The organism is Fundicoccus ignavus (assembly GCF_009659375.1).
GTDB lineage: Bacteria > Bacillota > Bacilli > Lactobacillales > Aerococcaceae > Fundicoccus > Fundicoccus ignavus.
On sequence record NZ_WJQT01000001.1, the window covers coordinates 66246 to 80786 of the forward strand.

The following is a 14541-nucleotide window of genomic DNA, read 5'->3' on the forward strand; positions in this document are numbered from 1 at the left end:
GGAGAGGAATAAGTAGATGACCAATAATACTAGCTATCAAGCAATCAACTGGAATGCAATCGAAGATATGATTGACAAGTTGACTTGGGAGAAATTAACGGAGCAATTCTGGCTCGATACACGTATTCCTTTATCGAATGACTTAGATGATTGGCGTACCTTATCGGCTGCTGAAAAAGATATGTTTGGAAAAGTGTTTGGTGGGTTGACCTTGCTGGATACCTTACAATCTGAAGATGCGATTGAACGTTTGCGTTTAACCGCACGCACTCAACATGAGGAAGCCGTGTTAAATAATATCCAGTTTATGGAATCGGTGCATGCGAAAAGTTATTCATCGATTTTCAGTACGTTGAATAGTAAAGCAGAGATTGAACAGATTTTTAATTGGACAAACAACCACGAAGTCATTCAATACAAAGCATTGAAAATTAATGATATTTATAAAAACGGGACCGATTTACAAGCTAAAGCAGCGAGTGTTTTGCTTGAATCATTCTTATTCTATTCAGGTTTCTTTGCGCCTTTATATTATTTAGGTAATAACAAACTAGCAAACGTAGCGGAGATAATAAAATTGATTATCCGCGATGAGTCCGTTCACGGAACGTATATTGGCTATAAATTCCAATTAGGCTTCGATCAGTTACCGGAAGCAGAACAAGCTGAATTGAAAAATTGGGTTTATGAAGTTTTGTTTGATCTTTATCAAAATGAAAGCAAATTTACGCAAATGTTGTACGATGAAATTGGCTTAACTGAAAAAGTAAAAGTCTTTATTCGCTATAACGCCAATAAAGCCTTACAAAACCTAGGCTTTGATCCATTGTTCCCTGATACAGCGGACGATGTGGACCCGATTGTTATGAACGGTATTTCCACTGGTACCAGCAACCACGACTTCTTCTCGCAAGTCGGTAATGGTTACTTACTTGGTGCAGTCGAAGCGATGTCAGACGACGATTATACGAGATGGCTATAAGAAACGGTCAGTGTGATGTGCCCCTCATAAAGTTATTGTTGAAACGCTAACTTTATGGGGGCTTTTTTACGTCGCAAAACATTTGATCGCATTCAATTGCAAGGTTACCCAAGTCTATCTAAAGGGAACTTTAGGATAACATTCACCCGACTATCAGACCTTAGTCTGAACTTTGATATAATTACTTTATCTGTCGTAGTAAAGATGCTATAATTACTACAACAGGTGGAGTAAAAGATTTTTGGATGAAAAGAGGTGGCGGGTTGATATCAAGTGATGTCATGCGTGGCTTTCATGATTTGCTGATATTAAGTTTATTAGCGGAAGGCGATAGTTATGCTTACGAGATTGGGAAAGAAATTAAATTACGAGCGGCAGAGATGTATCAATTGAAAGAAACCACACTCTATTCTGCCTTTGCTCGGCTTGAAAAAAATGGATGGATTTCTTCATATGATACTCAAGAAACCCACGGTAGAAAACGGGTAAACTATACCATCACTTCCGCCGGACGCCAAGAGTTCAAACGTCGCAAGGAAGAATGGTCACTAATAAAAAGCTTGATGACACAATTCATCTAAAAACAGGAGGCAAGAAAATGGAAGTTTTCAATACTTATTTAAATAATATATTTGCAGCTTACCAGGAAACCGAACAAGCTCTTAGACTCAAAGAATCGCTATTAATGACCATGGAAGAAAAATATCGTGACTTGACATTGGAAGGCTTGTCCCATGATGCGGCAGTCGGAAAAGTCATGAGCGAATTTGGAACGATTGATGAACTGGCGGACGAATTAGTATTGAAAGAGCGAACGACTGAGGATAAATTAAGCGCCAAAGACGAAGAAATAATCGAAGAATATCAACTGTTTATGAAAGATTATTCGATGAAGTTCGCGGCAACGATAGCATTATTAATTTTGCCATTAGTCATTACCATTGTGTTACGTCAATGGGGCGGAGGAATCGTAGCGGGAATCGGTTTTTAGTCAGCGGCGCCATCGCACTCTTTTTCTTCCTATCACTGATCAATCAACACGAATATTACATGAAATATTTCAGGTCACGGGAACTACTTCAGTTCTTAGACCCTGGGGAAGCCGAAAAAATATTAAAAGACAAAGCCCCTCGTCACAATAGAAATGATAATCTTTGGGCAAAAATTAGAAGCAACATTTGGCTCGTCGCAGTCGCAATTTATTTAGTAGCCGGCACATTTTTCAATATGTGGGGGACCGCATGGGTTATCTTCCCAATCGTAACAGCGCTTTTAGCTTTCGACTAAGGGCTATCAATTCAATTAAGTATTGATTTTTTGTATAATGAAGTTAGGACTGAGACATAAATACACTTGTGACTCATTAGGGAGAAAAAGAAAGAAGGAAGATTCATGAATATGAAAAATTTCCGTCTAACATCAGTTGCTTCAGTCATTTACATGGTGCTTGGTGTTCTATTTAATTGGTGGGGAACTGCTTGGGTAATTATCCCTGTAGCGGCTGTCATTGACCAATATTTAGTACGCGACACACAATAAAACTAGAAAATGATACAGCGCTGGAGCTAGAATGCTTTGGGGCTGTATTTTGTACAGATAAGGGCTTTTAATCGTGTTTAAAAAGCGGTCTGTGTATAATAAAAGTATGACTATGGACTAAGAAGGAGAGTGAAAGAGATGTATAAGAAACTAATGATGCTGATGTTAGCTACTGTTGCATTAGTGGGGTGTGGCACTGACTCAACGAGTTATCAAGAGACACAACCTTATGTACGTGAAGCTGAGCAAATGGCGATGGATTCGTCTACGGAACAAACGCAGACTGGTCAAGAAACAACCGATACTCAAGCGTTGATTTATACAGCAAGTGTCGAGTTACAGACGATCACTTACGAAGATACAAAAGCAGCTTTGATGGAAGCAATCGAGTCTGGTACAGCACAAATTCAGTATCAAGATGAATATACGCAGACTTATTATGATTATCGAACTAGTTCTCAAAGTGATGATCGTTTATACACTTTATCGATGACCTTAAGGATTCCACAAGATGATTTTGAACCATTTTTAGAAAGATTAACTAATGGTGACATCGCAGAATTATTAAGCACATCACGAGGTTCACAAGATGTGACACTGTCAATTCGTGACCTTGATATAAGAGTAGAATCTATCAATGCGAGAGTAGATCGATTGAATGAACTATTAGATGAGGCTCAGAATATCTCTGATATTATTGAAATCCAAAACAGTTTAGATGCAGCAATTATCGAACGTGATCAATTAATGGCAGAACAACAACACCTGAATGATCAAGTCAGTCGCTCGACGATTACTGTGACCTTAAGAGAAGTTTTGGAATTGGAAGATGGGGGAAGTCAGCGTTCCTTCTGGGATGAGTTGGTTAGAGCCTTTACTCAAACTGGTTACCGCGCAATCGATGTGTTACAACAAGGTATATTATCCTTAATCTTCATCCTACCTTACTTGTTATTTATCGTCATCCTTTACTTAATCTATCGCTATATTATTAAACCAATTTTAAAAGCCGTGGGTGTCCGTAATCCATTTAAACGAAAAAACAAGAAAAAAGCAGTAGAAGTACAGGATGAAGCTAACGATAAACAGAACTAATAACTTTCATGACAAATGAATATTGAAAATTGCCTTTAAAGATTTTATAAAAAGGTGTAAGATAGAAGTGAAGTTAATAAGTTTATGGAGGAATACACACAATGGATATGTTTACAAGTTTGTCGCAAAAGATTGAAGGAAAAGGCTTAAAAATTGCTTTTCCTGAAGCAAATGACCGTCGAGTTCTAGGTGCGGCAATTCGTTTAAAAACAGATAATTTAGTAGAACCTATCTTAATTGGTGATCCAGCTGAAATTAAAGAATTAGCTGAAGCCAATAACTGGATAATCGATCAATTCATCATTTATGATCCAAATAACTATGAATTATTTGACGAAATGGTAGCATCTTTCGTAGAGCGTCGTAAAGGTAAAGCAACTGAAGAAAAAGCACGTGAATTATTACGTGATAAAGCTTACTTTGGTACAATGTTAGTTCACATGGATATCGCAGATGGTATGGTATGTGGTGCTGTTTACGCAACGGGTGATACAGTAAGACCAGCTTTACAAATTATTAAAACTAAACCAGGTGTATCACGTACAAGTGGTGCGTTCATCATGGTTCCACCTCAAAGAGATGGTCAAAAATTAGTATTCTCTGACTGTGCGATTAACATCAAACCTGATGCTCAAGCATTAGCTGAAATCGCAGTCGAAAGTGCTAAAACTGCTGAGTTATTTGATATTGAACCACGTGTTGCTTTATTAAGTTTCTCTTCTCATGGTTCAGGAAGTTCAGAAGATGTTGACCGTGTGGTTGAAGCAACGCGCATTGCGAAAGAATTAGCTCCAGAATACGAAATTGACGGTGAATTACAATTTGACGCAGCTTACTCTGAAGTTGTTGCTAAACAAAAAGTTCCAAACTCTACAGTAGCAGGACGCGCAACAGTTTATGTATTCCCAGAAATCCAATCAGGTAACCTTGGTTACAAGATTGCACAACGCTTAGGTAACTACCAAGCAGTTGGACCAATCTTACAAGGTTTAAACAAACCAGTTTCTGACTTGTCTCGTGGTTGTGTGGAAGAAGACGTTTATAACGTTACAATCATTACAGCGAACCAAGCTTTACAAGGTTAATTTTACAAGAATACGACTAACTCACTTTGAGTTTAGTCGTATTCTTTTTTTTGTTAGTTGATTGGTTTAGGCTAGTCAAAGCCCTTCCCTCTGAAAACGCGGTGTTAATTCGAAAGATTTTTATAATAATAAGCCTAAATAGCAATATACTACACATAAAAGTTAATAAAAGCTTGGTAAATAAGCATCCAAGTCCCTCATTATATTATCGAAGCGAGCAATAGTTCCACGCACAAAAAAAGAGGAGCTCTTATATGATAAAGTGCAATCCTCTTAGTGCGTAACCAGTAAACTAAGCCAGACAAAAAATTGAGCGAAGCCTCGAGATCGCGTAATTCATTTTGAAGGCTCACTATCGTGTTCATACATAAAAAAAAACGCAAAAAAAAAAGCTCCTCATTAAAAAGAGGAGCTTCTAATCTTAATTATTCACCGTCGATAACTTCAACTTGACCTTCATCTTCTGAGGCAGCTTCTTCAGTTACTTCGTCTTCGTTGGCTGGGATGATTGTAATTGGGATTTGATCAATTGTACCGAAGTACCATTTGATATTATCGCCTTCTTCTAACGTTTGTGAGACTACACCAAATTCAGCCATTTGATCGTTTAACAAGTATACCCAAGTATCGCCTGTCTCGTAATCATTTGCAATATCTTCAATGACGTCAATAATGCCTTCTTCTTCATTGAAGGTGAAAGTTAATTCTTCAGCAGCTTCCATAGCGCCGATTACGTTCATACCTTCTTCAAAAGGAACTGTAAATTCTCCAATTGTTTCTTCAGTGCCAGATACAATAATTGATAATGTAATCGCAGTTTCGTCTGCTTCTTCGCTAGATTCTTCTGTTGTTTCTTCAGTAGATTCAGTTGCTTCTGATTCAGAAGCATTTTCTGTTGATTCTACTGATGATTCCGTAGTTTCTTCAACCGAAGATGTTTCTTCTACAGATGAACTTTCTACTGGGGCTTCTTCTGTATTGTTTCCACAAGCTACCAACATAGTAGCGACTAATGGAAGGGTAATTAGTTTAATAAATTTCTTCATGGGTGTCGACCTCCAATCGATTCTATGTTATAAAGTTATCAATAAATTGGCTAAAAGTCAAATGATTAGCAGTCTTGACACAAATTTAATATAATGATTATATTAGTAGTTGTATACTTTGTGTGTACATATTAAATAGACAGAGGGGGTATAAAGTGAATATTTTGTCAGTGAAATCTTCACAAGAAACCCAAGCATTAGCAAGTGAATTAGCGGCACTTTTACATCCTGGGACCGTCATATTATTAGATGGCCCGCTTGGAAGTGGCAAGACGACATTTACACAAGGATTGGGTAAAGCGCTAGGAATTAAACGAGCGATTAAAAGTCCTACTTATACAATTGTAAAAGAATATTCAATTGAAGAACCTGAAGCGTTTGAATTAATTCACATTGATGCTTACCGTTTAGAAACGGGTGGGGCAGACTCCATTGATTTACATAGTTATTTAAGACCAGATACGGTTGTGTTAATTGAGTGGTCAGAATTTGTGGCAGACTACTTGCCGAGTGATTACATCCGTATAAAATTCATTCCGCAGGATGAACTAACTTTACGAGAAATCGAAATATCGACACACGGCACTAAAGAACAAGCAGCATACCATGAATTAGTAGCGACATGGCTAAATAATTGGGAAAGGGTGGAAGCAAGTCATGATTCCATATGACAGTAATGAACCAAGCGGTGATTGGATTGAAATTGATACGATAATTCGCCAAGCGGAACCAAATGATGCAAGAGCGTTACTTGGTTTAACTAAATTAGTTGGGAAAGAGACGGATTATTTAACTTTTGGGCCTGAAGGTGTCGGGCTAACGGTCGCTCAAGAAATGGATTTAATTGACGCCTTTGCAACCTCTCAAGAGAATATTATGCTAGTTGTAGAAGTCGACGGGCAAATCATTGGCATGGGTAACATTGCTACTTTTGGTAGTATGAAACAATCGCATGTAGCGGAAATTGGCTTAAGCCTGATCAAGGAATATTGGGGATATGGTATTGGCTCTTTGCTAATGGAAGATTTGCTAGATTTTTCTAAAAATGTAGGTTTAGAAGTCATCACATTGGAAGTTGTCACAGAAAACAAACGGGCAATTGAATTGTACAAGAAATTTGGCTTTGAAATTGTTGGTACCCTTAAGAAACGATTGAAGCATAATTGTTCATATTTTGACTCGTATGTCATGGAATTATTACTATAAAATAGAAGAAACTTTCAGTAACGCAGGCATCTGAAGTTAAGAAAGGGCAATTAGTGAGATTGTTACCTTTTCTTAACTTGTGGATGCTTTACTTTATGCCTAGCTTTTACTAGAATAAGTAGGACTTAACAATTTTGAGAGGAATTGACTCATGAATTTTCAACAATTATCAACTTTATATCCAACGATAACCATTCAATACGATGATGCGTTATCGAATTATACTTACACTAAAACGGGTGGCTTAGCAGACGTTACAGTGTTTCCAAAAACGAAAACTGAAGTAAAGCAAATTGTCGACTGGGCTCGTGAACAGAATGCACCTTTAACCATCCTAGGCAATGCGAGCAACTTAATTGTGCGTGACGGTGGAATCCGTGGTATTGTCATGATTTTAACTGACTTAAATTCTGTAACGGCAACTGAAGACGGCCAATTAATTGCAGACAGCGGTGCGCGCCTAATCGATGTCAGCTATCGTGCGTTAACCGAAGAACTCACCGGCTTAGAGTTTGCGTGTGGTATTCCGGGAAGTATCGGTGGGGCAGTCTTTATGAATGCTGGAGCTTACGGTGGAGAAGTTAAAGAAGTTATCACGTCTGTTGAAGTAATTACGCGCGAGGGTGAATTTAAAACTTATCGTAATGCAGATTGTGATTTTAGTTACCGTCACAGTGTATTCCAAACTAATTCGGATATTGTCCTATCGGTTACATTCCAGCTTACAGATGGTGAACCAATCGCCATAAAGGAAGAAATGGATCACTTAACAGATTTACGTGAATCCAAACAACCTTTAGAATACCCGTCATGTGGTAGCGTCTTTAAGCGTCCAGTGGGTTATTACACAGGTAAGTTGATTCAAGATGCTGGTTTACAAGGCTACCGTATCGGTGGTGCTGAAATCTCACGCAAACATGCAGGGTTTATCGTGAACGTCGATAAGGCAACTGCAACCGACTATACTGATATGATTGAATTCATTCAAGAACGTATTTGGGACCTTAACCAAGTTAGACTTGAACCAGAAGTACGGATTATTGGTGAAAATCCTAAAGCTTAATAAGATTGTCAAAACTCCTTCTATTACGCGACGCTTAGTCAGTGATAGAGGGAGTTTTTGTGCGTTTATAATCATTTATAGATTTCTCCATTGGTTTGTTCAGAGGGTGTTTGCTGTAAGAGAGAAATACGAAGCTCTCCCTCGTATAAGTGTTCAAACATATGATTCTGCTTGTGTTTAAAAACGTACTCAACTACACTAGAATTAGCGAGTTCCGCCATAGGAAAAAAGTTTACAAAATAGTGATTGTTAAAAAGATTTAATGTGATATAATTTTTTCTCGTAAGGTTAAAACTTGCAAAACGTAAATCGCTTGGAGAGTTATCATAATAAGCTTTAGAGCAGTTTACAAATCGGTATTAAAGGAGTCAATAATGTCAACAAATCTATGCAAGAGGAGAATGTGCATATGTCAAAACAAAATTATAGTGTCGTTTTAAATGGGGTAACCAAATCCTATGATGATACGCAAGTGTTAAAGTCAATTGATATGGAATTAGAAAAGGGTAAATTTTATACGCTTCTTGGACCATCTGGCTGTGGTAAGACCACAATTTTAAGAATTATTGCTGGTTTCACATCCGCTAGTTCGGGTGAAGTTTTTATAGAGGGCAAGAAGGTTAATCAAATACCTGCCAATCAACGAAAGGTTAACACGGTCTTTCAAGATTATGCATTGTTCCCGCATATGAATGTGTATGACAACATTGCGTTTGGTTTATCAGTGAAAAAAATTGATAAACAAACCATTAAACAAAAAGTAACGGAAGCGTTGAAATTAGTCCGTTTATCTGGCTATGAGCAGCGTGATATTTCAGAGATGTCTGGTGGACAGAAACAAAGGGTAGCGATTGCGCGCGCTTTGGTTAACGAACCAGATGTATTATTACTAGATGAGCCGCTTTCAGCGCTCGATTTAAAATTAAGAACAGATATGCAATATGAATTGCGTGAGTTACAACAACGCTTGGGGATTACCTTTGTGTTTGTCACGCATGATCAAGAGGAAGCTCTTGCGATGTCTGATTGGATTTATGTATTAAAAGAAGGCGAAATTGTTCAATCAGGTACACCTGTGGATATTTACGATGAGCCGATTAACCGTTATGTTGCCGATTTTATTGGTGAAAGTAATATCATTGATGCGAAAATGATTGAAGACTACCGTGTAGAATTTGTCGGTCATGTATTTGACTGTGAAGACGCGGGGATACCAAGCGGCGAAGCAGTAGAAGTTGTCATCCGACCAGAAGATATTTCACTGACGAAACCGGAAGACGGCCAACTACAAGCGAAAGTAGATACCATTCTTTTCCGCGGGGTCTTTAATGAAATTATTGCCTATGATGAAGATAATAATGAGTGGATGATCCACACGACTGCTAAAGTCGAAGAAGGTGCACAAATCGGACTTAAATTCGAACCGCACGAAATCCATGTTATGCGTTTTGGAGAATCTGAAGAAGACTTCGACGCCCGTCTTGAACAATACGAAGACTAGGAGGCGGCAGTAGAATGAATTCTAAAAGGAATAATCTATTAGCGGTTCCGTACTATTTATGGATCGTGCTCTTTGTATTTGCACCGCTAGTGCTATTACTGTATCAGTCATTTTTCGATATTCAGGGAAACTTTACGTTGAATAACTATGTGAATTTCTTTACGTCCCGTAATTATTTACAAATGACCGCAAGTTCTTTCTGGTATGCCTTTTTAGTAACCTTGGTGACCTTTGTGTTGGCTTATCCAATGGCTTACTTCTTAACTCAAACGAAAAATAAGCGTCTATGGTTGATGTTAATTATTCTACCAACCTGGATTAACTTATTACTGAAAACTTATGCATTTATCGGCCTCTTAGGCCAAACAGGTCCAATCAATGAGTGGTTAATGTCGATGGGGATTGGGCCAGTGCAACTTCTATTTACAGACGCGTCATTCTTATTGGTAGCGGCTTATATTGAATTGCCTTTTATGATGTTGCCAATCTTTAATTCAATTGATGAGATCCCGAGCTCTTTGATGGAAGCATCAAAAGATTTGGGTGCTACACAGTTGGAAACAGTCAGACGCGTGGTATTCCCATTATCAATGCGTGGCATCCGTAGTGGCGTTCAAGCTGTGTTTATTCCATCACTGTCTTTATTTATGTTAACGCGATTAATCGGTGGTAACCGTGTCATCACATTGGGAACTGCGGTTGAGCAACACTTTTTAGTGACGCAAAACTGGGGAATGGGTTCAACAATCGGGGTCATCTTGATGATTTCGATGGTACTCGTTATGTTCCTAACGCGTGATCGTAAAGATAAGGGGGCGCTGATCAATGAATAAATCTAATTTTAAATGGTCCAACGTGTACATTATCTTAATGTTTGTGATTCTGTATGCACCGATTTTTTACTTAATGTTCTACTCGTTCAATGAAGGTGGCGATATGACAGGCTTCACAGGTTTTACTTGGGAACATTACCAAACGTTATTTGAAGATACACGTTTGATTACCTTTATCGTGAATACCTTTATTGTGGCGTTATTATCCGCTTTATTAGCAACCATTATTGGGACATTTGGAGCAATTGCCATCTATTACACACGCCAGAAAGGTCGCAGACAAACAATCCTGAACTTGAATAACATTCTGATGGTAACACCAGATGTTATGATGGGGGCAAGCTTCCTTATTTTGTTCTCGGTATTAATACCGATTCAATTGGGCTTTGCGAGTGTATTGCTTGCACATGTGGCCTTCAGTATTCCAATTGTGGTGTTGATGGTATTGCCAAGATTATACGAAATGAATCCAACCATGATTACAGCCGCCCAAGACTTAGGCGCTAATCATAGCCAAATTTTAAGGCGCGTCATCCTACCTAGTATTTCGAGTGGAATTCTATCAGGATTTTTCATGGCCTTTACTTACTCACTCGATGATTTTGCGGTAACATTCTTTGTAACGGGGAATGGCTTCAGTACCTTATCGGTTGAGGTATACTCTCGTGCTAGAACAGGCGTGAGCTTGGAAATCAATGCATTAAGTACGCTGATGTTCTTACTCGCTTTATTACTCGTGAGTGGCTACTATAGCCTACAAGTGAGTGAACAAAGACGAAAAGCCAAATTGCAAAAACGTCATAAGGCGGTGTTAGACGTATGAAAACATTGATTAATATGACCATAACCATTCTTATTGTAGTTGCAGGTTTATTCGGTATTCGTTATCAACTTGAGAGTTCGCAAGGTTTAACCGGCGATAAAGTCATTAATTTTTATAACTGGGGGGACTACATTGATCCCGACCTATTGAAGCGTTTTGAAGAGGAAACAGGCTATAGTGTTATCTACGAAACCTTTGACTCAAACGAAGCAATGTTTACTAAAGTCAAACAAGGTGGGACACAGTACGATATCTTAGTGCCAAGTGAATATATGATTGAAAGTATGATTGATGCCTCTCTATTACAGCCAATCGATTATGCGCAATTACCTAATTTTCAATATTTAGATGAACGCTTCATCGATCAACCGTTTGACCCAGAGAATGAGTATTCAATTCCTTACTTCTGGGGTACACTGGGGATCTTATACGATACGAAATATATCGATGCGAGCCAAGTAGAAACTTGGGACGATTTATGGAATCCGGAATTTGCAGGCAGCATTATGATTTATGATGGGGCACGCGAAGTGCTAGGGATTGGCCTCCAATCATTAGGCTACTCGCTGAATGAAACGGACGACGATAAATTAGTCGAAGCAGCAGCTAAGATGAAAACCTTGATGCCGAACATTATCGCGCTAGTAGCAGATGAAATGAAAATGCATATCAACCAAGAAGAAGCCCCAATCGGGATTACCTTCTCGGGTGAGGCAGCTACCGCTATGTATGATAATGAAGACCTGGCTTACCATGTTCCGGATGAGGGCTCAAACCTTTGGTTCGATAACTTAGTAATCCCAGCCAATTCACGTAATCCAGAAGGAGCTCATGCTTTAATTAACTTCCTTCTCGATCCGGAAATTGCGGCAATCAATGCAGAATACGTCGGCTATGCCACACCAAATGCAGCCGCACTTGAACTAATGGATCCTGAGATTACCAGCGATGAAGCTTTCTATCCTAGCGATGAAGTTATCGAGCGTCTGGAAGTTTACCGAGACCTTGGTCAAGAGAAATTAATTCAATACAACGATTTATATTTACAAGTAAAAATTGAACCGCGTTAGTAAAAACAACCTGAGCTGTTTCCTCATAAGGAACAGCTCTTTTTTTTGACAAAATATTACCCTAACTACCCCTATCATCTAAACAAAAATACCCCGTCAGTCACCGGAGCGTAGGCATGCTCAAGGGACGAACGGGGTATTTAAGAGGTTTATGAATGGTAGTGTGCCCTCATCAGAAGGCTAGTTAAGTTTAAAATTAGTCAAATACTACTTCGTGAACACCCGTTTCTTCAGCATCCTGAATTTCAATCATGCTGACAACATTTTTAGTCGGGTTGTGATTTTCATCAAAAATAAATGAACCTGTAATACCTTCAAAGCTTCCCAAGTTTTCTAAAGCTTCATTTACTGCAATTGGATCTGTTGAACCAGCTTGTTCAATCGCTTGTTTTACCATGTAAACTGTATCGTAAGCAAGTGCCGCAAACATATCAGGATCGCTATTGAATTTTTCTTGGTATCTTTGAACAAATTCATCATCTTCTAGAATAGGGTAAAGTGATGCATAATAAACATCGTTCATGTTCTCAGGCAAGGCCAATTCATAAATAATATCATTACCAAATCCATTTGAACCAACGATTGGTTGTTCAAAGCCCATTTCGCGAATTTGTTTAACTAAAGGTCCAGCAGTTTGATAGAAAGCCAGAATCACAATTGAATCAAATTCTTGAGCCATTAAGTTTGTGACAATCGCACTGAAGTCACTATCAGAGGGTTGAACTGTTTCAACACTGACAATTTCACCTTCGTAGTTTTCTTGGAAGTTATCGTATAGACCAACACCGTAATCACTTGAGTTATCGTAAATAACAACTGTTTTAGCTGCGTTTAGATTTTCGTAAGCGAATTTACCGATACCTGCCCCTTGGAAAGAGTTAGGCCAAGAAGTACGATAAGCAAATGGATGAACATTGCCTGCATCATCAAACACGATATCAGTGTTCGTTACAGAAGGTGCAATTAAAGGCACTTCAAACTCATTGACGATTGGGATCGCTGCTTGCATTTGACTGGTAGTTGCAGGCCCGATAATAACAGAAACGTTTTCTTGAGAGGCTAAACGAGTCGCCAAGACTGCTGCTTCCGTATCATCAGATTTCGTATCGAACTCCACGATTTCCACTTGTTTGCCACTGATACCACCGGCTTCATTAATTTCTTCTACAGCCATTTTAATTGCATTAGATTGTGTTTGACCGTAAGCAGCTACCGCACCAGATAATTCAAATAATGAACCAATACGCACTGTGTCGCCTTCTTCTTGGGCGGCCACTGAAATTGGGGCAGTAGCCATTGCAGCACATGCAGTTGTTACAACAGTAGCGCCTGTAATCATACGAGATACGAATTTTTTAAACATAAGTAATTCCTCCTAAAGTTAATGGGTCATATAGTATTAATATTGATTGCAACTCACCTTTACTTACTGTTTTGTTATCCGCTTTTAGCTTCCGGATTGCTAAAAACAAACAAAAAAACAAGCCTGACGTTAATCAGGCTTGTTAGTAGACTATTACTAGTCAGGCCCGATTTCACGAGAAATAGGACCCTGACCGAATGGTTAGAATCCTAGATGACTAATAATAATAATAAGTATTGGTTCATAGAAGCGACAGGCGCAACATGAATGTTATTGAATTTAGATTGTTTAGACATGATGGCTGCCTCCTCTTAGTTGTTGAAATTATTATATAAAATATAAATTAGAATTACAAGTGTATTCTCATTGAAAGTTAACAAAACTTTTTGGATAAAGGAATATTTGGTCAGTTGAATTAGTTATGAAGTCTATCAAAACAATAAAGGAAGCCTTTACAAAATATTTACATAAAAGGTTGAGTAAAATTAATAATGACTTGTTAAACTATAGAAGAAAAGTTATAAGTAAGGATGTGAACAGATGCAACTAAGTGAAAAGGAAATCGAAATCGTCGCTCATGAAACAGTAGCGACCTCTTTTGTAATTGAACGTTTTGACGTACCAGAACAATTGTCTAGCTTAATGTTTCGATTGGATGTATCGGATCATCCTATCGATATTGCCCTTATTTATGATAGTCAGTATAACTTGCGAGCTGAATTAACGGGAATCAGTTCTAAGAAACGTTTTATTATTTCTGAAGATGAAATGATTGCCAGCAAAGGTACGAAAGTAGGGAATATACCAGAAGGTGAATGGTTGATGGCTCTTCAAATTGCCGGTAAGCCACAAGATAAGCATTGGGCCTGCCGTTATACGATTGAAGGATTTAGGTCAGATGACATTATTTAAACAATAACTAACGATTAGTAGGC

The 14541-nt window shown here is 38.4% G+C and carries 16 protein-coding genes; 14 read left to right on the forward strand and 2 right to left on the reverse strand.

Translation table 11 applies throughout. The features are described 5' to 3' along the window. Window positions 1–16 precede the first annotated feature (16 nt). The 6 genes from nrdF to pta all read left to right on the forward strand — a co-directional run bounded on the left by nrdF (window position 17) and on the right by pta (window position 4701). Window positions 17–982 carry a class 1b ribonucleoside-diphosphate reductase subunit beta gene (gene nrdF, locus GF867_RS00460; RefSeq protein ID WP_153831159.1) on the forward strand — a complete coding sequence of 322 codons (966 nt, stop codon included), beginning with the start codon at window positions 17–19 and terminating at the stop codon, window positions 980–982. 263 nt (window positions 983–1245) lie between these two features. Beyond that, window positions 1246–1563 (forward strand): PadR family transcriptional regulator, encoded by a 318-nt coding sequence (locus GF867_RS00465; protein WP_153831160.1) that lies wholly within the window; start codon window positions 1246–1248, stop codon window positions 1561–1563. Between the two features lie 17 nt (window positions 1564–1580). After that, entirely contained in the window at window positions 1581–1973 is a 393-nt protein-coding gene (locus tag GF867_RS00470; RefSeq protein ID WP_153831161.1) for a permease prefix domain 1-containing protein, read from the forward strand. 401 nt (window positions 1974–2374) lie between these two features. Next, window positions 2375–2521, forward strand: a complete 147-nt coding sequence (locus GF867_RS00475) for a hypothetical protein (protein ID WP_153831162.1) — start codon at window positions 2375–2377, stop codon at window positions 2519–2521. A gap of 138 nt (window positions 2522–2659) precedes the next feature. Then, on the forward strand, window positions 2660–3616 hold the full coding sequence (locus GF867_RS00480) for a DUF4349 domain-containing protein (protein ID WP_153831163.1): 957 nt from the start codon (window positions 2660–2662) through the stop codon (window positions 3614–3616). A 101-nt stretch (window positions 3617–3717) separates the two neighbouring features. Beyond that, window positions 3718–4701 carry a phosphate acetyltransferase gene (gene pta / locus GF867_RS00485; RefSeq protein ID WP_153831164.1) on the forward strand — a complete coding sequence of 328 codons (984 nt, stop codon included), beginning with the start codon at window positions 3718–3720 and terminating at the stop codon, window positions 4699–4701. Between the two features lie 425 nt (window positions 4702–5126). On the opposite strand, the gene GF867_RS00490 is transcribed toward pta, so the two are convergent. Then, window positions 5127–5747 carry a DUF4430 domain-containing protein gene (locus tag GF867_RS00490; protein WP_153831165.1) on the reverse strand — a complete coding sequence of 207 codons (621 nt, stop codon included), beginning with the start codon at window positions 5745–5747 and terminating at the stop codon, window positions 5127–5129. Window positions 5748–5902: 155 nt separating this feature from the next. Between GF867_RS00490 and tsaE the strand changes: the two genes are divergently transcribed. From tsaE to GF867_RS00525, 7 genes are all read left to right on the forward strand, one after another. Further along, the gene (tsaE, locus tag GF867_RS00495; RefSeq protein ID WP_311454280.1) at window positions 5903–6418 is read left to right on the forward strand and encodes a tRNA (adenosine(37)-N6)-threonylcarbamoyltransferase complex ATPase subunit type 1 TsaE; all 516 of its coding nucleotides are present in this window, start codon (window positions 5903–5905) and stop codon (window positions 6416–6418) included. Beyond that, window positions 6405–6953, forward strand: coding sequence for a GNAT family N-acetyltransferase (locus GF867_RS00500; protein WP_153831166.1), 549 nt, complete (start codon window positions 6405–6407; stop codon window positions 6951–6953). Before tsaE ends, GF867_RS00500 begins: the two co-directional genes overlap by 14 nt. A gap of 151 nt (window positions 6954–7104) precedes the next feature. Further along, complete coding sequence (gene murB / locus GF867_RS00505) at window positions 7105–8016, forward strand: UDP-N-acetylmuramate dehydrogenase (protein ID WP_153831167.1); 912 nt, start codon at window positions 7105–7107, stop codon at window positions 8014–8016. 409 nt (window positions 8017–8425) lie between these two features. Continuing rightward, the gene (locus GF867_RS00510; protein WP_153831168.1) at window positions 8426–9517 is read left to right on the forward strand and encodes an ABC transporter ATP-binding protein; all 1092 of its coding nucleotides are present in this window, start codon (window positions 8426–8428) and stop codon (window positions 9515–9517) included. A gap of 14 nt (window positions 9518–9531) precedes the next feature. Further along, window positions 9532–10350 (forward strand): ABC transporter permease, encoded by an 819-nt coding sequence (locus GF867_RS00515; RefSeq protein WP_153831169.1) that lies wholly within the window; start codon window positions 9532–9534, stop codon window positions 10348–10350. Then, the gene (locus GF867_RS00520; RefSeq protein ID WP_153831170.1) at window positions 10343–11173 is read left to right on the forward strand and encodes an ABC transporter permease; all 831 of its coding nucleotides are present in this window, start codon (window positions 10343–10345) and stop codon (window positions 11171–11173) included. The genes GF867_RS00515 and GF867_RS00520 overlap by 8 nt, the downstream gene beginning before the upstream one ends. Beyond that, the gene (locus GF867_RS00525) at window positions 11170–12243 is read left to right on the forward strand and encodes an ABC transporter substrate-binding protein (protein WP_153831171.1); all 1074 of its coding nucleotides are present in this window, start codon (window positions 11170–11172) and stop codon (window positions 12241–12243) included. The genes GF867_RS00520 and GF867_RS00525 overlap by 4 nt, the downstream gene beginning before the upstream one ends. Window positions 12244–12439: 196 nt before the next feature. Here GF867_RS00525 and GF867_RS00530 read toward each other — a convergent pair whose 3' ends face one another. Next, complete coding sequence (locus GF867_RS00530; protein ID WP_153831172.1) at window positions 12440–13606, reverse strand: ABC transporter substrate-binding protein; 1167 nt, start codon at window positions 13604–13606, stop codon at window positions 12440–12442. 540 nt (window positions 13607–14146) lie between these two features. Here GF867_RS00530 and GF867_RS00535 point away from each other — a divergent pair. Next, window positions 14147–14518 carry a hypothetical protein gene (locus GF867_RS00535; protein ID WP_153831173.1) on the forward strand — a complete coding sequence of 124 codons (372 nt, stop codon included), beginning with the start codon at window positions 14147–14149 and terminating at the stop codon, window positions 14516–14518. Window positions 14519–14541 lie beyond the last annotated feature (23 nt).

Coding starts and splice junctions, on each gene's coding strand:
- GF867_RS00535 (WP_153831173.1), top strand. CDS start 14,147: ATGCAACTAAGTGAAAAGGAAATCGAAATCGTCGCTCATGAAACAGTA.
- GF867_RS00530 (WP_153831172.1), bottom strand. CDS start 13,606: ATGTTTAAAAAATTCGTATCTCGTATGATTACAGGCGCTACTGTTGTA.
- GF867_RS00515 (WP_153831169.1), top strand. CDS start 9,532: ATGAATTCTAAAAGGAATAATCTATTAGCGGTTCCGTACTATTTATGG.
- GF867_RS00470 (WP_153831161.1), top strand. CDS start 1,581: ATGGAAGTTTTCAATACTTATTTAAATAATATATTTGCAGCTTACCAG.
- GF867_RS00525 (WP_153831171.1), top strand. CDS start 11,170: ATGAAAACATTGATTAATATGACCATAACCATTCTTATTGTAGTTGCA.
- GF867_RS00510 (WP_153831168.1), top strand. CDS start 8,426: ATGTCAAAACAAAATTATAGTGTCGTTTTAAATGGGGTAACCAAATCC.
- pta (WP_153831164.1), top strand. CDS start 3,718: ATGGATATGTTTACAAGTTTGTCGCAAAAGATTGAAGGAAAAGGCTTA.
- nrdF (WP_153831159.1), top strand. CDS start 17: ATGACCAATAATACTAGCTATCAAGCAATCAACTGGAATGCAATCGAA.
- GF867_RS00475 (WP_153831162.1), top strand. CDS start 2,375: ATGAATATGAAAAATTTCCGTCTAACATCAGTTGCTTCAGTCATTTAC.
- GF867_RS00490 (WP_153831165.1), bottom strand. CDS start 5,747: ATGAAGAAATTTATTAAACTAATTACCCTTCCATTAGTCGCTACTATG.
- GF867_RS00520 (WP_153831170.1), top strand. CDS start 10,343: ATGAATAAATCTAATTTTAAATGGTCCAACGTGTACATTATCTTAATG.
- GF867_RS00500 (WP_153831166.1), top strand. CDS start 6,405: ATGATTCCATATGACAGTAATGAACCAAGCGGTGATTGGATTGAAATT.
- GF867_RS00480 (WP_153831163.1), top strand. CDS start 2,660: ATGTATAAGAAACTAATGATGCTGATGTTAGCTACTGTTGCATTAGTG.
- murB (WP_153831167.1), top strand. CDS start 7,105: ATGAATTTTCAACAATTATCAACTTTATATCCAACGATAACCATTCAA.